The organism is Mesorhizobium sp. YM1C-6-2 (assembly GCF_003666685.1).
Lineage (GTDB): Bacteria > Pseudomonadota > Alphaproteobacteria > Rhizobiales > Rhizobiaceae > Mesorhizobium_K.
Window position 1 is genome coordinate 1 of record NZ_RCIZ01000015.1, and the last position, 21383, is coordinate 21383.

Consider the following 21383-nt stretch of genomic DNA (forward strand, 5'->3'; position numbering starts at 1 on the left):
GTCGCGCGGCGCAACGTCGAGCACCGACAATGCCAGCTCAGGCTCATAAGCACGCAGATATCCTATCCGGATCTCGGTGACTTCGGGCTGGGCAGTCTGAGCGTCAGCAATGCCTGCCGGAAGCAGTACCAGCAATGCCGATACGAGCCGGACCGTCAAATGCTGCATAACCACTCCTTTGCCGAGACAGTCATCCCGGCAGTCAAGGAGGTGCCCACCTGTTCGATGCATCGCCGTCAGCAGTGTCCGGATCGTCACGGTTAGGGCCGCTCACCGTACACTGCTGACCTGAATGCGTGTGCCTGCGTGCAGGCGTCACCAAGCTACAAAGGTCGGGCTCGGCCGCCTATGGAACTTGTGGTCCATCTCATTGCCAAAAGTTCCCGCGCCGGGTGGGGCATCTTCCATAGGCGGCAGCAGGATTTGCCAGCGGCAAGGCGCTTATGTCACAAATCGGAATAGGCGACGCCGGCCTCACCATGTCAGATCCGGAGCCAAGGACTAGTCGATGTTCGACAGCATAACCGGCCATCCCGTCGCCCCGCCCTCGACTCTTGGGCTGTGGCGGCCTTTGGACTCGAGCTGGCGCTCGATATCGTTGCGCGGACAAATCCTTGCGACCATCGCGGCCGTGTATTTGCTGGCCGGCGCCGCTGCCGCGATCATAGTCGTGTACAATGCGAAGAAATCTTCAGAAATAGAAGTCGCGGCCGCCATGGCGACCGCCGAGCAACTTGTTCAGGAGCTCGTTGCACAGCCGCAGTTTCAACGCTCCCCGCAGATCGGACAACTTCCCGCCAGGATAGGCCAGCTGCGGCATGTCCGTATCCTCGCGATAAGCGCCGCCGATGGCGGACGCGCTGCCCTCCTGCCAATTCCGGTCCCGGATCAGCCGGATCTGGTTCCGGGATGGTTTGCGTCCATGGTGAACGTCGAAGACATGCGGCGGGAGATGCAGATCATATGGGAAGGCCGCCACATAGGATCCGTTGTCATCGTCGGCCACGCCGCGGACGAGATTTCGGAAGTATGGCGGGAAACCAAGGACCTCCTGATTGTCGCGCTGCTGCTTGGCGGCACGGTGCTTGTCCTGCTTCATTTCGCGTTCGGCCGCTTGCTGCGCCCCCTGGCGGATGTGGCGACAGGCCTTCGGGAGCTGGAGCAGGGGGAGTTTCGCCATCGCCTTTCCCGTCCCGCCATCCAGCCGCTTGCTGAAATCACCGATCGCTTCAATGCGCTCGCCGTTCGGCTCGACCTGGCGCGATCCGAGAACCGGCAGCTCAATCGTCGTCTTTTGACGGTTCAGGATGACGAGCGCCGCCAGCTTGCGTCGGAGCTTCACGACGAGCTGGGTCCCTGCCTGTTTGGAATAAAGGCTGACGCTGCTTCGCTCGGAATGCTGGCGCCGCGCCTGCCCGCGGAAGCCGGAAGGATCGTGCGTGAGCGGGTCGCCACGATCGAGACGATTACCGACGAGATCCAGCTCATGAACCGCCGGCTTCTCGACAGGCTGAGGCCGATGGCCTTGGACCATCTTCCGCTTTCGGAGGTTCTCGGCGGCTTGATATCGGAATTCCAGCGGCATGGCCCGGTGCCCAAGATCACGCTGGCGGCCGACAATCTGGCGGCGAGGTACAATGACGCCGTCAATATCACCATCTACCGTTGCGTGCAGGAAGGGGTGACCAACGCATTGCGGCACGCTCGCGCGAACAATCTGGAGATCGACCTGAGGGAGGTTCCGGCCGACCCCCGAACGGGCAACGATGGCAGCCGGGCGTTGCTTCTTCTCACGATTTCCGACGATGGCATGGGAACGTCGCCCGGCGATGGGCGGGGCCTGGGTCTGACCAGCATGGAGGAGAGGGTGCATGCGCTCGACGGCAGCATCCGGATAGGCCCGAATTCCGAAGGCGAGGGGACTTGTCTGACCGTCCGGATACCGGTCGACGGCGGCGGCCCGACGGATTCCCAACGACAGAGCCTGAAGGCTGCCCGGTCGTGACGACAGTCCTGCTTATCGATGACCATCCTATCGTCCTGCAGGGATGCCGGCGCGTCTTGCAGGACGCTGGTGTCCGGGACGTGCTGGAGGCGGACACCGTGGCCGACGGCTACCGTCAGTTCAGACGCAGCAAGCCCGACGTCATTGTCGTCGACCTGGCGTTGAAGAGCGGGGGGCTTGGCGGCCTCGAGCTGATCCGGCGCATGCGGCTTCACGACAAGCGGACGCCGATCCTGGCGTTCAGCATGCATAGCGATCCGGTCGTCGTCAGTCGTGCGCTGAAGGCCGGTGCGACAGGATATGTGCTGAAAGACGCTGGCCCGCGTGATTTCCTGGAGGCCTTCGAGGCGGTTCGTCGTCACAAGCCATATCTTGGGCAGGAGATCGCGACGCAGGTCGCGATGCTCGGAAGTTCGGGAACCCAAAGTCCGTTGGCGGAAACGACTTCCCGCGAGCTGCATACGCTTGCCTTGCTTGCCGAGGGCAAACCCTATGCGCAGATCGCAAGCGACCTCGGCGTCAGCTACAAAACCGTCGTAAACACAAGTTCGCAGCTCAAGGCGAAGCTCGGGGCACGCAACCTTCCCGAGCTTATCAAGCTGGCTGTCCAGTACGTGTCGTCCTCGTCCGACTATCCGAGGTGAATGCCTGACGCTCGCCTGTCACTGCAAGATGCAGGCGCTCTCTGGGATCAGGGTTGGAAACGCTCCATCCAGGCGAAGGAATTGGTGGCGGGGCGATATTCGGCGCCGAACGGGGCGGAATAGCCTGCGTCGGCGATCGCCCGCAGCAGCCAGCCATAGTCGACCTCGCCATGGTCGGGCTCGCTGCGGTCCGGAACGGCGGCGAACTGGATATGGCCGATCCTGTCGGCATATTTCGTCGCCGTATCGAGCAGGTCGCCCTGAATGATCTGCATGTGGTAGCAGTCGAACATCACCTTCGCCGCGCCCTCCGTGGCATCGATCACGCGCAGGGCGGTGGGAAGATCGGCGAGAAAATAGCCCGGCGCGTCGCGCGGGTTGAGCGGCTCGATCAAGAGGCCGATGCGGTGCGGCGCAGCCGCTTCCGTCGCGTAGCGCAAATTGCCCGTGAAGGTCGCGAAAGCCTCGTCGCCGGCCGCCTTGCCGGCCATGACATGGATGTTGCGGCAGTTCGTGGCGAGGGCCCATTCGACCGCCTGGTCGATCGCCGCGCGCGCCTCTGTTTGGCGTCCCGGCAGGGCGGAAAGCCCGAAGTCTCCGGCTGCGACGTCGCCCCGCGCGGTGTTGATGCCGAGCAGCGGCAGGCCGGTTTCGGCGAGCGCTTCCGCCACCACCGATGCGTCGGTGTCGTAGGGCCAGTGCAGTTCGACGGCCGCGAAGCCGTGCCGTTTCGCCGCGCGGATCGCATCCGGCAGCGTGAGGTCGCGGAACAGAAATCCCAGATTGGCGGAGAATTGCATCAGTCGTCCCACTCGACATCGAAATGTTCGACCAGCTCGCGAATCTGGTCCTCTGCGAGGATCCTGGGCCGCATGCCCTGGGTGAGCAGGGTGAGCTTCGCGGTCTCCTCGAGTTCCTCCATGGCGTAGGCCGCCGCTTCGAGATCCTTGCCGGCGACGACAGGCCCGTGATGGGCGAGCAACACCGCCGACCGCTTGCCTGCGAGGCCGCGAACGGCGTCTCCCATCGCCGGGTCGCCGGGCCGGATATAGGGCAGCAGCTTCACCTTGCCGAGCCGCATGATCGAATAGGCGGTCAGCGGCCTGAAGACGCTGTCCGGATCGATGTCGGGCAGAAGCGAGACGGCGACCGAATGGCTCGAATGGAGATGGACGACCGCGCCGGTGCGCGCGCCGCGCGTCTCGTAGAACGCCGAATGCAGCGGCATCTCCTTCGTCGGCTTGTCGCCGTCCACGAACCGGCCGCCCGCGTCGAACAGCGACAGACGGGCCGGGTCGAGCGCGCCGAAGGACGATCCGGTCGGCGTGACGAGCAGCCGACCGTCGCCGAGACGGGCCGAGATGTTGCCCGAGCTTCCGGCAGTGAGGCCGCGCGCAAACATGGACGCAGCGATGCTGCAGATCTGCTCCCTCAGCCTTGCTTCATCGCTCATCGTGCCTCTCCCAGGAGAACGCCGGCCGCCTTTTCGAAGAAGTCCGCCGAGCCGAAATTGCCAGATTTCAGGGCGAGCGCCATGTCCCGGTCGCCGGCCTTCAGCGCCGGAACGCCGGGGTCGATCTCCGGTCCGATCTCGAAGGACGAAATGCCGAGCGCCGACACGACGGCCCCCGACGTCTCGCCGCCTGCAGTGACCAGCCGGCGCACGCCCCGCGACGAAAGCTGGCGGGCCAACGCACCAAAAAACCCTTCGACCGCAGTCGCGACGCGCTCCTTACCGTGACGATCCTGAGCGGCGGCAACGGCTTCGGGCTCGGCCGACGAGAAGATGAGCGGCACGCCGTGCTGCTGCTGGGCGATCGCCCAGTCAGCATAGTCCACCGGATCGGCCGTGCCGTCCACGACTGCGTCCACCTCGACTACGCGCGCCGGGTGGCTTTTCCTGTGCTCGGCGATCTGGCGCCGGCTCATGGTCGAGCACGAGCCGCAAAGCGCGGCCGCCGGTCCTTGTGTGCCCATCCAATGCGTAGCCGCCGTGCCGATCAGCCCGGCCCGGCGAAAATTGGCCGGAAGCCCGAGCGCGATTCCCGATCCGCCGCTGAGCAGGATATCCGCCTGGGCAGCCTCGCCGATGGCGGTGAGGTCCTTGTCCAGGATGGCGTCGACGACGATGTAGCGGGAACCGCTGTTGGAGACATCAAGCGCGTGCCTGATCGCGGCGCTTCCCTCCGCGACGATGCCGTAGGGGACATGACCGATCCCTTGTGCGGTTTGCCGGGCGAGCCAGCGCCTCAAGTCGGGATCTGTCATCGGCGTCAGCGGATGCTTCTCCATGCCGGATTCGCTCAACAGACGGTCGTTGACGAAGAGATGGCCCTGATAGATCGAGCGGCCGGTCGCCGGAAACGCCGGGCAGACGATCGCGTGGGGTGCTCCAAGTGCCTCGCTGAGGGCGTCGAGCACGGGGCCGATATTGCCTTCGGGGGTAGAATCGAATGTCGAGCAATATTTGAAGAGATACTGGCGGCAGCCCTGGCGCCGAAGCCACTCCAGCGCCGCCAGCGACTGCTTCACGGCCTCCTCGGCGGGTATCGTCCTCGTCTTCAGCGCAACGACCCCCGCCTCGACCGAGGCATCGGCATCCGTCGCGGGGACGCCGTTGTATTGAACCGTGCGCATGCCCCCCTTGGCCAGGGTGTTGGCGAGGTCCGACGAGCCGGTGAAATCGTCGCCGATACAGCCGAGAAGCATCAGAACTTTCCCCTTTTCAGCCCGCGGGAGGACAGGCGGTTCATGGCTGGCGATCAGGCGCGAGCTTTGGGGCGTCGTCGGTCAGATAGACCTCGATCAGTTCATCGACGGTGCTCTCGGCGACGAAGCCCAGGCTGCTGGCTTGCTCGGGCGAAAAGGACTTCGGCCAACCGGCGATGATGGCCTCGATCGCCGTGTCTGGTCTGCGGTCGATCAGGGCCTCTGCCTCCGCGCCGGCGACGCGGCGAAGGGCGGCAAGCTGATCGGACACGGTGGCCGCGACGCCCGGCATGTTCAGTGTACGCCGCGCGCCCAGCGGCGATGTGTCGAGCGTTGCGGCATGGATGAGAAAGGCCACTGCCGAGCGCGGGCTCGCCAGCCAGTGCTTGACCGTCTCCTTCACCGGCAGCACGGAGCGCTGGCCGGCAAGCGGCTCGCGCAGTATGCCGGAAAAGAAGCCCGAGGCCGCCGCGTTGGGCGCGCCCGGCCGGATGACGATGGTCGGCAGGCGTATGCCGACGCCGTCAAGGAAGCCGCGGCGCGAATAGTCCGCGAGCAGGAGCTCGGATATCGCCTTCTGGGTGCCGTAGCTGGTCAGCGGGGCGAGGATGTAGTCATCGGGAATGGGGTCCGGCAAAGGCGCGCCGTAGACTGCGACCGAAGAGGTGAAGACCAGCCGCGGGACATATTTTTGCCCAGCTCCTTCAAGGCGGATCGCTTCGAAAAGAAGGCGCGTGCCGTCCAGGTTGATCCGGTAGCCTTTCTCGAAATCGCGCTCGGCTTCGCCCGATACGATCGCGGCGAGATGGAAGATCACATCGGCGCGGCGCGCGGCGAGGTCGGTCGCTGCACCGGGAGCGGAAATGTCGGCGGCGATGGATTCTACGGCGCTGATGTCGCCGGTCGGAATGAGCGGTTTCGTTACATCGGCCAGCGTCATCCGGTCGATCTTGCGGCCACCGAGCGACCCGGTGCGCGCAAGCTCCGCCGCGAGTTTGCGGCCGATCATTCCGCCCGCACCGATGATGAGAATATGCATGGCTGTTCCGTTCTTTTCTGGGATGGGCTCGCGATCTCGCATCAAGCCGGCTTGAAGGCGCGTAGCACCGCGTAGGCGTCGAGCGACAGCGTTCGCGTCCCGACAGGCGTCAACCGGTCGAGCAGATTCGGTTGACGGGATGCCGCGACGAAGGACGACGCGTCGAGCACCGCGGTGGCCGCGAAGCCCTCGGGGAGACGCACATCCAGCGCGCTCGGCGAGGGGTTGCAGAGCCACAGTTCTGTGCCGCCTTCCATGACCGCCGCGAGTCCCCGCACTGCCCCGGCAATAGAGGATCGTAGCGGGCGGATCGGGCGGCCCCGGAGTTTCGCCAGGCCCTGCACGACGTGCCAGACGGGATAGAGTTCGCCCTTGCCTTCGAACCATGGCTGCGGAAATGGCGTCGGCACGGAAAGCACGCCGAACGGCCCGACAGCACCGCCAAGCGCAATGGCTTCAGCGCCACCTTCGGCGAAGGCGGCGAAATAACCGAGGTTCCAGGCCGCGCCCATGATGCCGCGCTGGCGCGGGTCGTTGAAGTTGACCGCCTGCCGGATGTTGCCGGGATTGGCGACCGGCGCTTCGCCGTAGGGATTATCGCGCAAGCCGATCGCCGAGGGTCCCACCGACCAGGGCAGCCCGTTGGCGATGACCGGCACGGTCCGCACGATGTGCGGCAGGCATTCCAGCGTCTCCATCAGGGAGCGGTCGTCGCCGGCGTGGAAGATTGCCGCCGTCGTGAATGTCACGAGATCGAGAGCCTCGGTCGGCGGGCGCTTGCGGTTCAGCTCGGTGAAGAAGCTGAACATGCCGCCGCCGATGCGGGATTTCGGGAATGCCGTGCGCGTGGCGGCATAGAGCTTGGCTGCGTCGGGGGCAGGCGGCCAGACGCTGCCCGGCAACGTGCATTTGAGATCGGGCGCGGGTGACACAAGGACCGTCGTGAAGGGATGATCGAGCCCGGCTGCAATCTTGCCGAGGGCGGCGATTTCCCTGATGGCGCCGCCATCGTCAACGTGTTCGACGACGGCTTCGAGCCAGGGTTCGGCCCCCATCGCGGCGGCTGCCTCGACCTGCCTGGACAGCGTTGCGGCATCGTGGCCGCGCCTGGGGTCGTGATGGCAGATGACATGGGAAATGCCGAGCCGGCGAAGCGTTTCGGCCTGCTGCAACGCCGCCGGAGCATCCTCCGGTTGCAGCCCGACGCCGAGAGCGGGCACCGTGCCTTCCGCCTCACCCAGTGTCAGGACGGCGAGGTCGCCGTCCTGACACGATGGAGCCTTGGGAGGGCCCTTGATGTTCAGGGTGATCTTCTGTTCGAGAACCTCGCCGGGCTCGATCCTGTACGGCCAGGGCAGGGCGAGGGGGCGGACATAGGTCTTGTATGAGGCGTCGGTCCAGTTGCGCTGATCCTCCATCTCGAAGGCGTCGCCCTCCATCAGGCAACTGACCTCCTGCCCGCCTGGAGTGCGGTGCGAGATCTCGCGCAGATCCATCATCGGCTGCACCGGGTCGATCTCGACCGGGAACCGGGTTTCGACCGTTTCGCCGCTCGTATGCGTGATCGTGGCTGTCGAGCCGCTCACGCCCTCTATCGGATGCAGGACGACGAAGCCGGTTCGATTGGTGAGAAGCCCGGTCGTGGTCTCGCCGCGACCCGAATAGGTCAGCACGCCGGCGGCGGAACCTTCGATGGCCACCTCGTAGTCGAAGGTCTCGCCCTTGCTTGCGACGCCGGCGCGGTAGCCGATCCGAAACCGCTCGGCATCCTGCTCGACGACCAGATCGGTGATTTCGGGGATAAGCGTCGCCCAGTCCTTGTCGCGCACCACGAAGGAGATCGCGCGGATCGCCTCCTCGCCATGCATGCGGATGTCGCGCAGGTTCGCGCCATCGAAGAGCACGCTGAGCGGCCCTGCACTGAGCAGCCGTTCCTGTGCCGGCGGTTCCTCGGTGCCGTAGAGCCGGATGGCGCGGGACGGATCGAAATGTGTCATCTGCTTTCTTCCAGTCTCAGACGCGGCGCGATTTCCAGGTGATCAGGCGCTCGGCAAGCAAAGCGAGGATGATGATGGCGCCAATGGCGGTGCCCTGCCAGAACGGCGAGACGCCGAGCAGGTTGAGGCCGTTGCGGATCATCACCATGATCAGGACGCCCATCAGCGTGCCGAATATCGAGCCACGTCCGCCGTAGAGGCTGGCGCCGCCGATGACCACGGCCGCGATTGCGTCGAGTTCCAGCTGGTTTCCGCCGATCGGGTCGGCCGACATGATCTGAGCCAGCGAAAAGGTCATCGCGGTCGCCGCAAGCGCGCCGCATGCGACATAGGGAAAGATCGAATAGAAGAGCGTGTTGAGGCCGGCGGCCCGGGCGGCTTCTATGTTGGAGCCGACCGCATAGATGGTGCGCCCGCCCTTCGAATATGTCAGCCAGGCCCAGGTGGCGATGTAGAGTGCGATCAGGAAGATGACGTTGGTGGGGATGCCGAGCACCGTCGTGTAGACGATGTCCTGCAAGCCCAATGGCAGTCCCGAGATCGAGCGTTGGCCGGAGACGATGTAGGCGAGGCTGCGCCCCATCGCCATGACGCCCAGCGTCACCACGAAAGGCGCAAGCCCGAACACCGCGATGAGGACGCCGGAGAAAAGCCCGATCAGCGCGCCGCAGCCGATCGCAAGCACGATCGCCACGGGTATCGGGAACTCCTTCAGGAGCAGCGCGAGCACGATGCCTGTCAGGCCCGCGACAGACCCCACGGAAAGGTCGATGCCGCCTGTCAGGATCACCAGGGTCATGCCGACCGCCACGATGCCCAGCACCACCGACTGGTCGAGGATGTTGAACATGTTCCGCTCGGTGAAGAAGTGCGGCGAGATGAAGGACAGGATCACCGCAAGCACCACGGCAAGGCCGAGCATCCGGAACTCCAGCGTGCTGGCGAATTTGGGCATCGCAAAGGACCGGTTGGGCGCGCTCATGCGTCGATCTCGTCGTCTTGAGGTGTTTCGAACAAGCCCGCCATGCGGGCTGACAGGGCGTCGGCGTCCGGCAGCTTCGACCCGGAGGGCAGGCTGAGGCCGATCCAGCCGAGATCGTGGCCCCGGCGGTTGGAGAGCCGCGTGAGCAGGGTGGACCGGCCGTCCTCCTCGGTCACCATGCCGGGCTTGCGCCGTTCGAGGGCGAGAGGGATCGCCGTCTCGTGCGCGAGGTAGACATGCCCGGCCGCCAGCCCCATCGGAGCATCGCCTTTGCCTGTGGCGACGGAGAGGCAGACGAACCGGTCTTCATCGATGAGGCCCCAGAACGCGGTGCCGCCATGGCTGGTAACGAGATCGCGCAGGAATGCGGCGTTGCGCTCTGCCGAGCTTCGCGGCGCAGCGAGCAGCGTCAGGCTTTCCTCGCTCAAACGCGAGGCAGGCAGGTCGGCGATCGTATAGCCGTCGCTCACCACGACGACCCGCTCGCAGATGCCCAGAAGCTCCTCGAAGTCCGAGGAGATCACCACGACGGCTATGCCCCGTTCGGCGACCTCGCGCAGCAACTCATAGATCGCCTGGCGCGTTCCGATGTCGACACCCTTGGTCGGCTCGTCGAGAATGAGCACTTCGGGCTCGATCAGCAGCCAGCGCGCGATGATGACCTTCTGCTGCATGCCACCAGAGAAGTGCAGCAGGTTCGCATCCATGCGGTCGTCGGGAAGGCCGAGCCGCGCAATCAGGTCGCGGGCCTGCTTGCGCCGCGCCGAGTGGCCGCGGCCGAAGCCCTTGTGCTTGCCCATCTGCGCGAGGAAGAGATTTTCGCCGACCGTCATGTCGGGCACGATGTTCTGGGCGCGCCGGTCCTCCGCCACCATGCCGAGACCGGCGCGGATCGCTGCGATGGGGTTGTTGGGCGGGATTTCCTTGCCGCCGACCAGCACCCGCCCGCCGCTGCGATGGCGCAGTCCGAATATCGCTTCGGCGCTCTCCGAGCGTCCGGCTCCGACGAGGCCGCCGAGGCCGAGTATTTCGCCCTTGCGCACCGTCAAGGAGACGTCGCGCACGGTCGGCGGGGCGTTGAGCCCGATCACCTCGAGAGCCACCGGCTGCTCGTTCGCAGCTGCCGACGACGCCTTGCGGTACACATTGCCGATGTCGCGCCCGACCATGTGGCGGATGATGTCGGCCTGCGTGAGCCCTGCCGTGGGCACGCCCTCCGCCACGGTCTTGCCTTCACGCAGGATCGTGACGCGATCGGTGATGGCGAATACTTCCTCAAGCCGATGGGAGACGAAGGCGAGCGCCTTTCCGCTGTTTTTCAGCCGCGCCATGATATCGAACAGCCGGACGACCTCGGTCGGCGACAATGAGGCCGTCGGCTCGTCGAAGATGACGAGTTCGGCATTGAGGGCCAGCGCCTTCGCTATCTCGACGAGCTGGCGCTGCGCCGCCGAGAGCCTGCGCACCTCCATGTCGAGCGGCAGAACGTGGTCGTGGCCGAGCTCCGACAGGATGGCCTGCGCCTTCTGCCGCAACTGGCCGAAGGACAGTCGGCCGGGCATCGCATAGCTCGGCAGGAAGATGTTCTCCAGCACGCTCATGTCGGGCGCCAGGCTGGTTTCCTGGGCGACGAGGGCGATGCCGGAGCGCAGCGCGTCGCGCGCCGAGCCGACGGCCAGCGGAGCGCCCTTGAAGAGTATCTCGCCCGACGAGGGCGACAAATGTCCGCAGACGATCCTGGACAGCGTCGACTTGCCGGCGCCGTTCGCGCCGAGCAGCCCGCAGATCTCATGCCGGCGCAGCGTAATCGCTGCATCCTTGAGCGCATACGCGTTGCCGAAGAGGCGCGTGACGCCACGGGCTTCGAGCAGGGGCTCCTGGGTCTCGCTGTCGGCCATCTGCAAAGGAATTCCAGAAAATGCGTCCGGGGACAATTGTCCCCGGACAAGTTCAGGTCAAAGGCGCTTCGCCATCACATCTCGTTGGCGAAAACGGTTTCCTTGATGACCGGGAGCTCCTGCTCGATGTTCTTGCTGGTGACGATCTTGATCGGCACCAGAATCTCCTTCTCCGGAGTCTTGCCATCGAGATGCGCGAGCATGGCGCGGGCCGATTCCTGGCCCATCAGGTAAGGCTGCTGCATGCCCGAAACGACCAGCTCGCCCGACTGAAGCAGCGGGACGAACTCGGGGACGCCGTCGAAGCCGGCGACGAGCACTTCGCCGGTGAGGCGCGCGGACTTGATCGCCTGAAGGGCACCGAGCGTCGGACCGTCGGTCTGGATGAACATGCCCTTCATGTCGGGATTCGCGGTGGTCATGTCCTGTGTGAACTTGAAGGTCTCGTCGGCGGTGTAGGTCTGCATCTGCTGCAGGCCGGCTTCCTTGGTGATGCCGGCTTCCGTCAGCGCGTCCTTGAAGCCCTTGGTGCGGGCCTGGCCGTTGAGGCGCGCCTGGCTGATGCCGACGATGCCGACGCTGCCGTCTTCCTTGCCGGCAGCCTTCATCGCCTCGGCCAGGGCTTTGCCGACACCGTTGGCGCCCTGGTAGTTGTCGGAGATGATGAAGGACACGTAGTCGCCGCTGTCGGTGCCGATGTCGGCGATCACCACGGGGATGTTGGCCTGCTTGGCGAGGTCGAGCACGGCGGGCGCCGTGGAGCTGTCCGTCGGCGAGATGATGATGCCGGCGACGCCGCGGGCGATGGCGTCCTTGGCGTTCTTGAGCTGGGTCTGGGCGTTGTTGCCCGAATCCAGCGCCTGATAGGTGTAGCCGCCCTCGGCGGCGACATTCTCGATGCCCTTGGACAGATAACGCCAGAAGGCGAGATCAAGGCCGGGGGTCAGATAGACCAGCTCCTTGGACTGCGCGAGAGCGGTGCTCGCTGTACCGGCGAGACCGGTCAGCGCGGCAACGCCGGCGATGGCTGCGGTGGCAAAAAGGCGTCTTGTCAGCATGGAAACTCCTCCCTGTTGTGCTGCACGGTTTATAGGCAGTGCCCCCTAACCCTTCCGGGCGGACTGCATGAAAAGCTGCTTGGTGGTGGTGTAGATGCGCGTTTCGTGAACGGCGAAGGCCCTCGCGGCCGCTTCGGGATCGCCGGCCTCGAGCCCGCCGAGGATGGCGCGGTGGTCGGCTATGCTCGTCGCGATGCTCATGGGTTGAGCCACCGCGCGTCTTCGGTGGTCGAGAAGATACGAATAGAGATCGGCCGCCATGTCGGCGAGCGCGGCATTGCCGCCCGCCCGATAGATGGCCGTATGGAACTCGCGGTCGCAGATGAGGAAGCGGACGGGATCGTCGATCGCCGCTTCCTGCGCCTCGATCGATCTGCGCAGGGTCTCGATCGTCGCAGGTTCGATGCGAATGGCGGCAGCCCGCGCCACCTGATCCTCGATCAGCAGGCGCGCCTCGTGCACGTCGTCCAGGCTGTATCCGGAGATGTCGCGATAACGGGCCGACTGAACCGCGAGGTCCCCGACATCGGTGGCCGCGACAACCGTTCGCGTACCCTGGGTGACGGACAGGATGCCCCGTGTCGAGAGGATGAGTATGGCGCCGCGTACCGTTTCGCGGCTGACCGACAAAGCCGCCGCCAACTCGCGCTCGCTCGGCAGCGGATCGCCGACATCGAGGATGCCGGTTGCGATCAGGGTCGCGATCTTCTGGACGACGAAGTCCTTCATGGACTGTTTCGGCACGCCATTCAGTGTGGCGCCGTCGTCGGTCAGAATCGAGCGTAGATCCATTGCTCCTCCCGGCCACCCACAGGTCTACTGGTCCGGTATATGTACCAGTAGACCTGCTGCAAAACGACGTCAATACCGGCGCAACGGTGTAGCCGTTTGCTTCAAGCCGCTAGGCGTCTCGGCAGGAAGGGTTGGAGCGGGTCGGAAAGGGGGAGCTAGACAACGAGGCTGCCGGCGATAAGGGCGCCGCCATTACGTGCGGATAAGGACGGTACTTTCGGGTGACCAGGTAAGAACGATGTCCTGCCCCTCGTCGAACGGGATCTGGCCCGCGTTCTGCACCAGCACCTTGATCGTCTGACCGTCCCGCTCGACGAAATAAGTGCTCGAATCCCCCGCGAAGATCCGCTTCGATACGCGGCCGGCGAGACGATTGCCTGTAGTGGAAGCGGCCGCCGAAGCCGGGAGGATCGTGATGCGTTCCGGTCGGACGGCGCAACTCACCTTGCCCGTCATCCGCACCATCGAGTTCAGCCGCGTCGCGATCTCTGTTCCATCGCCGAGCCGGATGCCTGTCTCCGTCGCCTCCCCGCGCAGAATATTGGCGTCGCCGAGAAAGGTCGCGGCGAATTCGCTGACGGGATGGTCGTAGATTTCCTCCGGCGACCCTTCCTGCACCAGTCGTCCCTCCCGCAGGATACCGATGCGGTCGCTCATGGTGAGCGCTTCCTCCTGGTCGTGGGTGACGAAGATCGTGGTGATGCCGACCTCGCGCTGGATACGCTTCAGCTCGACTTGCATGTCCACCCGCAGCGCCTTGTCCAGTGCAGAGAGCGGCTCGTCGAGAAGCAGTACCTGAGGCCGGATGACAATGGCGCGTGCGAGCGCGACGCGCTGGCGCTGGCCGCCGGACAACTGATGCGGGCGCCGCTCGCCGAGACCACCCAACTGCACGAGATCCAGTGCGCGCTGCACTTCCCCGGCAATCTCGGCGCGGGATACGCCGCGCACGGAAAGTCCGAAAGCGACGTTGTCAGTCACACTCATATTTGGAAACAGAGCGTAGTTCTGGAACACCATGCCGATGCGCCGCTTTTCCACCGGAACGCGCTCGACACCTTTGCCATCGATCACGATGCGGCCCGAATCGGGAAAGTCAAAGCCGGCGATCTGTCTGAGCAGCGTGGTTTTTCCACTGCCGGACGGCCCGAGCAAAGCGTAGAATCCGCCATCGGGAAAGGCGATCGACACATCGTCGAGCGCCTTGTGAGCGCCGAAGCTGCGAGAGACGTTTTCAACCCGGACCTCGGCCATCACCTGTCTCCGCCGAATTTGAAGAAGCGGGCGGTGACGAGCATCAGTCCCATCGATACCACGATGATGATGGTGGAGACCGCGTTGATCTCCGGCGTAAAGCCCTTGCGGATGGCCGCGTAGATCTCGACCGGCAACGTGCCCTGACCCGGCGTTGCCAGGAAGTATGACACCACGAACTGGTCGAACGACACGGCGAACGCAAACAGCGCACCGGCGATCACGCCCGGCATGATCCACGGCAGCGTAACGCGTCGGGTTACCTGCCATTGGCTGGCTCCGAGCGAGCGCGCCGCTTCCTCGAGTTCCGGCGCAAAGGTTTGAAGCCGTGCCGACACGACGACGATCACGTAGGGCAGCGCCAGGGCCACGTGGCCGAGCAGGATCGCATGCAGACCGCGCCCGATGCCTATCCCATAGAAGAAGATGAGCATCGCCGTTCCGGTGATGAGCCACGGGATGGCGATCGGTGGAAAGAGCAGGACCTGAAGAATTCTCTTTCCCCGAAAATCGTAACGGTAGAGCGCAATGGAGGCGGCCGTGCCGAGGATCGTTGCAATGACGGTGGTCATGACCGCGATCCGGAGGCTGTTCAACGTTGCCGTCAGAAGCTGGTTGTTGCGTGAAAGGTCAGAATACCAATGCGTCGTCCACTCGAAGGGCAGCTGGTAGAAAGGGGACGCGTTGAACGACATCAGCGCCATGATGACGATCGGCAAATAGAGGAAGGCGAGAAGGAGCCCGACATAGAAACGACCGACACCTTCGAGCCAACCCGTCAGCTTCATTGCTGAGCTCTCCTCAGGATGGGTGCGGAAGCAGCCAGGATGAGCAGGACAACTGCAAGCAGGATGAAGGAGAGGGCTGCGCCCAGCGGCCAGTTGAAGACCGCGACGAACTGATCCTCGATCACGGTTCCATAGAAGGTTCCCGTGCGTCCGCCGAGAATGCGGGGTTCCATGAAAGAGCCGACGACCGGAACGAAGATCAGCACCGCGCCAGCCACTATTCCCGGCATGGCCAGGGGCAGGATCAGCCGCCGCAAAACCTGTCGCCGGGAGGCGCCCAGTGAACGCGCCGCCTCTATGAGCGAGTCGTCGATTGCCTGAAGCGTCAGGTAGCAGGTCAGCACCATGTAAGGCACATAGGAGTGGACCAGGCCGATGATGACCGCCGGGTAGGAATACATCAGGTCGATGCTGACTGTGAAAGGAAGGACTGCGTTGAGCGCCGTGTCGAGGATACCGCCCTCGCGCAACACCATCGCCCAGGAGAAGATGCGAACCAGTCCGTTCGACCAGAAGGGCAGGATGACGAGGAGGAAGATCGCCTCGCGTGCCCGCCCCTTCAGGACTTTCGCAAGAACGTAAGCGGCCGGAAACCCGATGACCAAACACCATGCCGTCACCTCGAGGCCGAGGCGGAGCGATGACCAGAGCAGCGTCAGGTAGAGCGACGTCGAGAAGAACGCCGCGTAATTTTTCAGGGTCAGGGACCACTCCCTGCCGGCCATCGGCAGGTCCGTCATGAAGGAGAAAAATGCCATGGCTGACAGCGGCAGGAAAATAGCCACCGTCAGCCACAGATAGGCAGGCGCCAGCAGAGGCAGGGCGGGACGGATGCCTTTCCTCGCTGCCTGCGCTGACGTCACCTTTTTATCCTCCCCCAGGCAGCAGCGATCGTGCCGGCCTACTTCACATTCACCTTCAGTTCCTGCCAGACGGCGAGATAGGATTCACGCTGCTCATCGGTGATCGGAGCCTGGAACTGGATGCGTTTTGCCACTTCCGGGCTGCCCATGACGGCGCGGTTGAAGCTGTCTTCCGGCAGCGCGGCGAGCGCCTTGTCGTTGGCGGAAACCGGAGCCCCCACCTTGGTGACCCACTCCACGTAGAATTCAGGGTCTATCATGTAGTTGATGAAGGCTTCCGCCCCTTCGACGTTGTCCGAACCCACAGGAACGGAAAATGCATCGAGCCAGGCGACCGCGCCTTCCTCAGGGATGACGAGAGACACCGGCAGCTTGAACTGGGTCTTGGCGCGGTCGGCAGAGCCGGACCAATAGGTGCCGACATCGATCTGGTTCGAGGCAACCATCTGGTTCCAGTCGTTCTCCGAACTCCAGAAAGTCCGGATCTGCGGCATCAGCGAGGTCAGCTTGGCCTTCACGGCCTCCATGTCCTTTATGTCGTTGATGTTCTGCCCGCTGGCGATAGCGCCGAACTGGATGGCTTCGACGGCGTCGTCGCGGATGATGACACGGCCCTTGCGCGCCTCATCCCACATGACGGAAATGCTGGTCGGTGGCGTGTCGAAGGACTTGTCGTTGATTGCGAGCGCCGTCAGTCCCCACACCCATGGCACCCCGAACGTCTTGCCGTCGCGGTTCAGCATGGGCGACTGCGCTTTTTCGGCGCTGATGTCGGCGGCATTCGGGATCTTGGAGGTGTCTATGGGCTGAATCAGATTCTCGTCGATTGCCTGGCCGGTGAAAGCGGCGTTGATCATGACGACGTCATAAAGACCGGGGTTGGTCCTGAGCTTGGTAAGCATCTCCTGCTCTGAATTGAAGAAGTCGTTGACGACCTTGTGGCCGGTCGCCTTTTCGAACGCCTCGATGGCCCAGGGCTCGTCCGCGCCGTACCCCTTCCAGTTCAAGACGTGCAGTTCTGCCGCACTTGCCGAAACGGTCAACGCCGAGGCGAGCAGGGCAGTCACGGTCAGAAGTCTGGTCGATCTTTTCATCTTGGTTCCTCTCTGTTCGTTTCTTGGTTCAGGCAGTCATCAGGCTCGTGGCCGTATCCTCGCGGCTCGCGATGAAGGCCAGGATTTCGGCATGGGTCGGCGCTGACGATCCCCCCGGTCGGGTGACCGATATCGCGGCTGCGGCGTTGGCATAGCGGACGGCGGTTGAGGGCTCCTCGCCGCGGGACAGCGCGCTGACGAAGGCGCCGATGTGAGTATCGCCGGCGCCATTCGTATCGATGGCGTTCACGCTGAAACCGGGCACGGTAGCCGACGACCCGTCACGAAGCCGGATCAATGCGCCGGCCTTGCCGTTTCGGATGACCACACCTGCTGCTTTCGGGCAGTGGCGGTCCATCAGCAGCGCAGCATTGGCGGCGATCTCGTCAGTTCCGGCGATGGCGGCCGCCTCGGTTGCATTGCAGCTGAGCCAGGTCGTTTGCGCAAGAACGCGGCCCAGGATCGGCTGCGGGATCTCCAGGACGACTGGTGTGGGATCGAACACGAACGGAATGCCGTTCGGCAACGTTTCGATCCAGCTCGCTAGGGCCTCCCTGCTGCCGGGATAGCTCAGCGTGTAACCGGAGGTGAACACCCAGTCATCGGGTCGAAGCACGACCGGGACAAGGTCGGTTGCGCCAAGCACGCTCTCTGCGCCCGGCCAGGAGACGAAGGTCCGTTCGGCATCGTCGGTCACCAGAACGATCGAGTTGCCGCTATCCAGGCTATCTGCCGGCGGCAACAGCATATCTATGTTTTCGGCCGCCAGTGCAGCTCGCAGAAAATCGCCATCCGGACCGCTGCCGAGCCTTCCCGCGAAGGCCACCTCCATACCCGTGCGACGTCCGGCAACCATCAGGTTGAAGCCGCCGCCTGCAATCCTGGCATGGCTTGTTGCCGTCTTCTCGGTTCCCGGGGAGGGCAGGGCGTCGAGACGGTAGACATAGTCGACGACAGCGCTGCCGGCGTGGACAAGACGGGTCATGCCGCCTCCTTCCCGCCGGCCCAGTCGAACCTTGCAGCCACAAGGTCGGCGGCAAGCGCCTTCACCTGGTCGATATCTATTCCCTTCAATTGTGCGACCTTGCCTAAGGGCAGGCCGGGCGTGCCGGCGCAGGCGCCGGCCATTCCGGCTGCGATAGCTCCGATCGTGTCGGTGTCGCCGCCGAGATTCGCTGCGACGACCGCCGCCCGCCAAGGGTCTCCTTCGGCAACCTTGAGAACGGCGAAAGCGGCCGGTACCGATTCCAGCGCAGCCACACCGGTCCCGACCTGTTCGGCTATGAGCCGGATTGCCTCCTGCTCCGATCTGCCGTGCACGATCTCGCACGCCCGGCCGATGCGGTCGGGGACGTTGGCGCCGGCAGGCCCGTAGCCCAGCTTCGCCCCGAGCGAGGCGGCTTCGGCGGCGTGTTCCACAGCCTTGTGCCAGCTTCCTCCGGCAATTCCGAAGCTGATAGCTGCCGCCACCGCGGAGGCGGTGGCGATGGCAACCGAAGTATTGTGTGTCGACCGGCAGGTTTCGGCCACCTTGGCGACCAGAGCGTCCAGCGGCTCCATGGGCATCATGATGCCCACCGGTGCGATCCGCATCGCAGCACCGTTTGTATCGCCCCCGCGGCCCGCCTCCTCAGGCGCAATGCCGTCGTTGATGGCGTCTATGGCTCGCTTGGTAGACGGGCCAAGCAGGTCGTAGCTGCCGCGCGCCTTGACGTCACGTTCCCAGTCGACCAGCGCATTGACCCAGCGCCGGTGATCGAAACTCTGCCCCGATTCCACGAGTATGCGTCCAAGCAGAAGCGCCTGTTCGGTGTCGTCGGTGATGGTTCCTGCGGGCAGCCCCTTCGACACAGGATGGTCAGCGGACGGCGTAACGAAACGATCTACGAAACCGTAGGCATGTCGGATCTCCACCGGAGAAAGCAATTGCGTCGGCATGCCCAGCGCGTCGCCCAGGGCGCCGCCGAGCAGCGCCGCTATCGCCCGGTCCTTTGCAGCCTCCCTCCCGGGCATGACTCAGAACTCCAGGTAAAGCGCGAAATGCGCGGGGTTGAGCAGGCTGGTCACGTATTCGATGGGTCGCCCGTCGGATGTCCGTGTCAGGCGGCGCGTGCGCAGGAAAGGCGCGCCTGCAACGCAGCCGAGAACGGCCGCGTCCTCGACCGTCAGCATTTCGATGTCGACCCATTCCTCGCCATGGTCGGGGACCAGCCCCGCGCGGCGCAACGTCTTGTGCAGCGAGCCTTCGCGCAGCCCCTTCAGGGGAATCTCCTCCAGTTCAGCCGAGAGCGGCAGGCGGGAGCGCTCGATGGAAATGGCATGGCCGTCGCTGGCATTGCTGCGCACGCGGTCGAGCGCGATGAAGGCTGGGTTTGCGACGCCGAGACGCTCTGCAAGGGCAGCATCTTCGATCACTTCGAGCCGCAGCGTACGGACTTCCGCATTGGCTCCGGCATCGGCCAGCGCCTTGGACCAGCCGATCGCGTCGTCGACCATCTTGCCGTCGAAAGTGACGAAGGAGCCGATGCCGACCTTGGTTGTGATCAAGCCGCGGCTCGACAACTCTCCGAGACCTTTTCGCACGGTATTGCGGCTGACCGAAAAGCGCTGGACGAGCTCGCTCTCGCTTTGCAGCCGTTCGCCGTAGCCGATCGCGCCGGAGCGTATCTCCTGCTCGAGCACCGTGGCGATCCGCTCGGGCTTGGCCACCCCGGGAGACGACTGGGTCGTTCGACGTGCCATAAGCGTACCTGTCCAGTGAACCTGTGCACTCCTGTTCAATAGACCTGCGGTCAGGCGATGAGTCAACTGCGATAAACGTGAGCGGCCATGACGGTTTTCGTTGTCGCTGGCGTAGTGCCCCGGCGAGGTAGCTTCATCTGGAAGGGTGGCTTAAGCCTTTCCTATCCCACGATAGCGGGTGCGGGCTTGATCATGACCGGCTTAGCCAAACGCTTCGGCATTACCGCGCACCACGACAGGTGGGCCGCGTGACGAGGATGTCATAGCACGTCCCACCGGGCGCTTCACCATGGGGGCAGAGGTCGAGGGGCTCCGCCGCCTTCTGAACGAGCAGACCCCTCGTACAGCGAAATCCATCTCAGATTTTGCAGCACAATCGGCAGCAATCACCAAGCTTGCGACGAAGCGCGACCTGGGTAGGACAGCTTCCACGCCAGGATTTTCGGGGCGACCTGGCCCTTCGCTGCCGCCGACCGTTTAAAGCGGCCGGCTGGCAAGTTCACAGACACGACGTGTCATCCTGCTTGCCGGGTCGGCGAAAGCATCGAGAACCGTGAAATGATCGGTCCCAGGGATTTCATCGTAACGCATTTCCGTGCGCGGGGACCATGTGTCCACGATAGCTTTGCTCTGCCGTAAAAACTCGCTGGATTCCAGCGCCCCGACCACTGCGTCGAGTACTGCGCCGCGCGGCGGTTTCCAGCGAATCGGAGACAGGGCCAGCGCACTGTGATCGTCGAGCTTGAAGTCGGTGTTCATGGACGTATGCATCACCGGACGCAGATCGAACACGCCGGATATCGAATAGGCCGAGTGAACCAAATCGCGCGGTACCGACGGATCGAGCAGGGTCCAGTCGGTCGCAATCATACAGGCACTAAGATGGCCGCCTGCCGAATGTCCGTAAACTGCAATTCGTTTCCGGTAGCGACGCCAGAGATGCAGGCAAGCCGCTCGCATCTGGGTGACAATATCCCCGATCGAGACCTGGGGCACGAGGTCGTATCCGGCGACCCCCACAGTAACGCCATTGGCATTGGGACCCATCGCCATATGGCTGAAGGTTTCAGGCTCCAGCGAACGCCACCAGCCGCCATGAATGAACAAAGCAACGGGCGGATCCGCCGCGCAGTTCAGGGCGGGAAATATATCGAGCGTTTGCCGTGGCGATGATCCGTAGGAAAGGCCGACTTCCGCTGAGCTGCACGCGACGCGATAATCTGCGGCCTGCCGTCGCCACCGGGCGAAGATATCCGCGTATCCTGGAACGCGAACGCGATTGTCGTATTCCGCATCATAATTCATCATGACCTTCCCCGATGCGGTGGCCGCGATTGCGCTCGCCCCCTCACGCTTATGGCCGATGGAGCCGATCAGGTCGGCGATCCGCTCAGCAGTCCTTCCAACACTAGGTGCACTCACGTTCCAAACCGTCGCATCGACAAAATGCATTGTTTGAAAAAACTTTGTATACAAAGCATACAAAGTATGTCTAGATGCCTTTCTCGGAGCGGACAG

Annotated in this window: 20 protein-coding genes; 2 read left to right on the forward strand and 18 right to left on the reverse strand. The window is 64.0% G+C overall.

What is annotated here, in order from left to right; genetic code table 11:
* Positions 1–501: 501 nt before the first annotated feature.
* On the reverse strand, positions 502–717 hold the full coding sequence (locus D8676_RS27485; protein ID WP_183097229.1) for a hypothetical protein: 216 nt from the start codon (positions 715–717) through the stop codon (positions 502–504).
* On the opposite strand from D8676_RS27485, the gene D8676_RS24405 reads away from it, so the two are divergent.
* Both D8676_RS24405 and D8676_RS24410 read left to right on the forward strand, forming a co-directional pair.
* The gene (locus tag D8676_RS24405; RefSeq protein ID WP_183097230.1) at positions 716–2005 is read left to right on the forward strand and encodes an ATP-binding protein; all 1290 of its coding nucleotides are present in this window, start codon (positions 716–718) and stop codon (positions 2003–2005) included. The two genes, D8676_RS27485 and D8676_RS24405, sit on opposite strands and share 2 nt — an antisense overlap.
* Positions 2002–2649: a response regulator transcription factor gene (locus D8676_RS24410; RefSeq protein WP_121583706.1), complete on the forward strand. Its 648-nt coding sequence runs from the start codon at positions 2002–2004 to the stop codon at positions 2647–2649. Before D8676_RS24405 ends, D8676_RS24410 begins: the two co-directional genes overlap by 4 nt.
* A gap of 47 nt (positions 2650–2696) precedes the next feature.
* Here the strand turns inward: D8676_RS24410 and D8676_RS24415 are convergent, their stop codons facing one another.
* From D8676_RS24415 to D8676_RS24495, 17 genes are all read right to left on the reverse strand, one after another.
* Positions 2697–3449: a TIM barrel protein gene (locus D8676_RS24415; RefSeq protein WP_121583707.1), complete on the reverse strand. Its 753-nt coding sequence runs from the start codon at positions 3447–3449 to the stop codon at positions 2697–2699.
* Positions 3449–4102, reverse strand: coding sequence for a 3-oxo-tetronate 4-phosphate decarboxylase (gene otnC, locus D8676_RS24420; RefSeq protein ID WP_121583708.1), 654 nt, complete (start codon positions 4100–4102; stop codon positions 3449–3451). Before otnC ends, D8676_RS24415 begins: the two co-directional genes overlap by 1 nt.
* Entirely contained in the window at positions 4099–5358 is a 1260-nt protein-coding gene (gene otnK / locus D8676_RS24425) for a 3-oxo-tetronate kinase (protein ID WP_121583709.1), read from the reverse strand. Before otnK ends, otnC begins: the two co-directional genes overlap by 4 nt.
* A gap of 40 nt (positions 5359–5398) precedes the next feature.
* Positions 5399–6397: a D-erythronate dehydrogenase gene (denD, locus tag D8676_RS24430; protein WP_121583710.1), complete on the reverse strand. Its 999-nt coding sequence runs from the start codon at positions 6395–6397 to the stop codon at positions 5399–5401.
* Positions 6398–6438: 41 nt separating this feature from the next.
* Positions 6439–8394 (reverse strand): hypothetical protein, encoded by a 1956-nt coding sequence (locus D8676_RS24435; RefSeq protein WP_121583711.1) that lies wholly within the window; start codon positions 8392–8394, stop codon positions 6439–6441.
* A 16-nt stretch (positions 8395–8410) separates the two neighbouring features.
* Positions 8411–9376 (reverse strand): ABC transporter permease, encoded by a 966-nt coding sequence (locus D8676_RS24440; protein ID WP_121583712.1) that lies wholly within the window; start codon positions 9374–9376, stop codon positions 8411–8413.
* A complete protein-coding gene (locus D8676_RS24445) occupies positions 9373–11274 on the reverse strand; it encodes a sugar ABC transporter ATP-binding protein (protein WP_121583713.1) in 1902 nt (633 codons plus the stop codon). Before D8676_RS24445 ends, D8676_RS24440 begins: the two co-directional genes overlap by 4 nt.
* Before the next feature lie 74 nt (positions 11275–11348).
* Positions 11349–12332 carry a substrate-binding domain-containing protein gene (locus tag D8676_RS24450; protein WP_121583714.1) on the reverse strand — a complete coding sequence of 328 codons (984 nt, stop codon included), beginning with the start codon at positions 12330–12332 and terminating at the stop codon, positions 11349–11351.
* A gap of 45 nt (positions 12333–12377) precedes the next feature.
* The gene (locus D8676_RS24455) at positions 12378–13124 is read right to left on the reverse strand and encodes an FCD domain-containing protein (RefSeq protein WP_121583715.1); all 747 of its coding nucleotides are present in this window, start codon (positions 13122–13124) and stop codon (positions 12378–12380) included.
* 192 nt (positions 13125–13316) lie between these two features.
* Entirely contained in the window at positions 13317–14378 is a 1062-nt protein-coding gene (locus D8676_RS24460) for an ABC transporter ATP-binding protein (protein ID WP_121583716.1), read from the reverse strand.
* Positions 14378–15166: an ABC transporter permease gene (locus D8676_RS24465; protein ID WP_121583717.1), complete on the reverse strand. Its 789-nt coding sequence runs from the start codon at positions 15164–15166 to the stop codon at positions 14378–14380. Before D8676_RS24465 ends, D8676_RS24460 begins: the two co-directional genes overlap by 1 nt.
* Positions 15163–16029: an ABC transporter permease gene (locus D8676_RS24470; RefSeq protein ID WP_121583718.1), complete on the reverse strand. Its 867-nt coding sequence runs from the start codon at positions 16027–16029 to the stop codon at positions 15163–15165. The genes D8676_RS24465 and D8676_RS24470 overlap by 4 nt, the downstream gene beginning before the upstream one ends.
* Before the next feature lie 38 nt (positions 16030–16067).
* Positions 16068–17123 carry an ABC transporter substrate-binding protein gene (locus D8676_RS24475; RefSeq protein WP_121583719.1) on the reverse strand — a complete coding sequence of 352 codons (1056 nt, stop codon included), beginning with the start codon at positions 17121–17123 and terminating at the stop codon, positions 16068–16070.
* A gap of 28 nt (positions 17124–17151) precedes the next feature.
* Positions 17152–18108, reverse strand: coding sequence for a PfkB family carbohydrate kinase (locus D8676_RS24480; protein WP_121583720.1), 957 nt, complete (start codon positions 18106–18108; stop codon positions 17152–17154).
* Positions 18105–19136 (reverse strand): ADP-ribosylglycohydrolase family protein, encoded by a 1032-nt coding sequence (locus tag D8676_RS24485; RefSeq protein WP_121583721.1) that lies wholly within the window; start codon positions 19134–19136, stop codon positions 18105–18107. The genes D8676_RS24480 and D8676_RS24485 overlap by 4 nt, the downstream gene beginning before the upstream one ends.
* Before the next feature lie 3 nt (positions 19137–19139).
* Positions 19140–19865 carry a GntR family transcriptional regulator gene (locus tag D8676_RS24490; protein WP_121583722.1) on the reverse strand — a complete coding sequence of 242 codons (726 nt, stop codon included), beginning with the start codon at positions 19863–19865 and terminating at the stop codon, positions 19140–19142.
* 477 nt (positions 19866–20342) lie between these two features.
* Entirely contained in the window at positions 20343–21317 is a 975-nt protein-coding gene (locus D8676_RS24495) for an alpha/beta hydrolase (RefSeq protein ID WP_147448251.1), read from the reverse strand.
* Positions 21318–21383 lie beyond the last annotated feature (66 nt).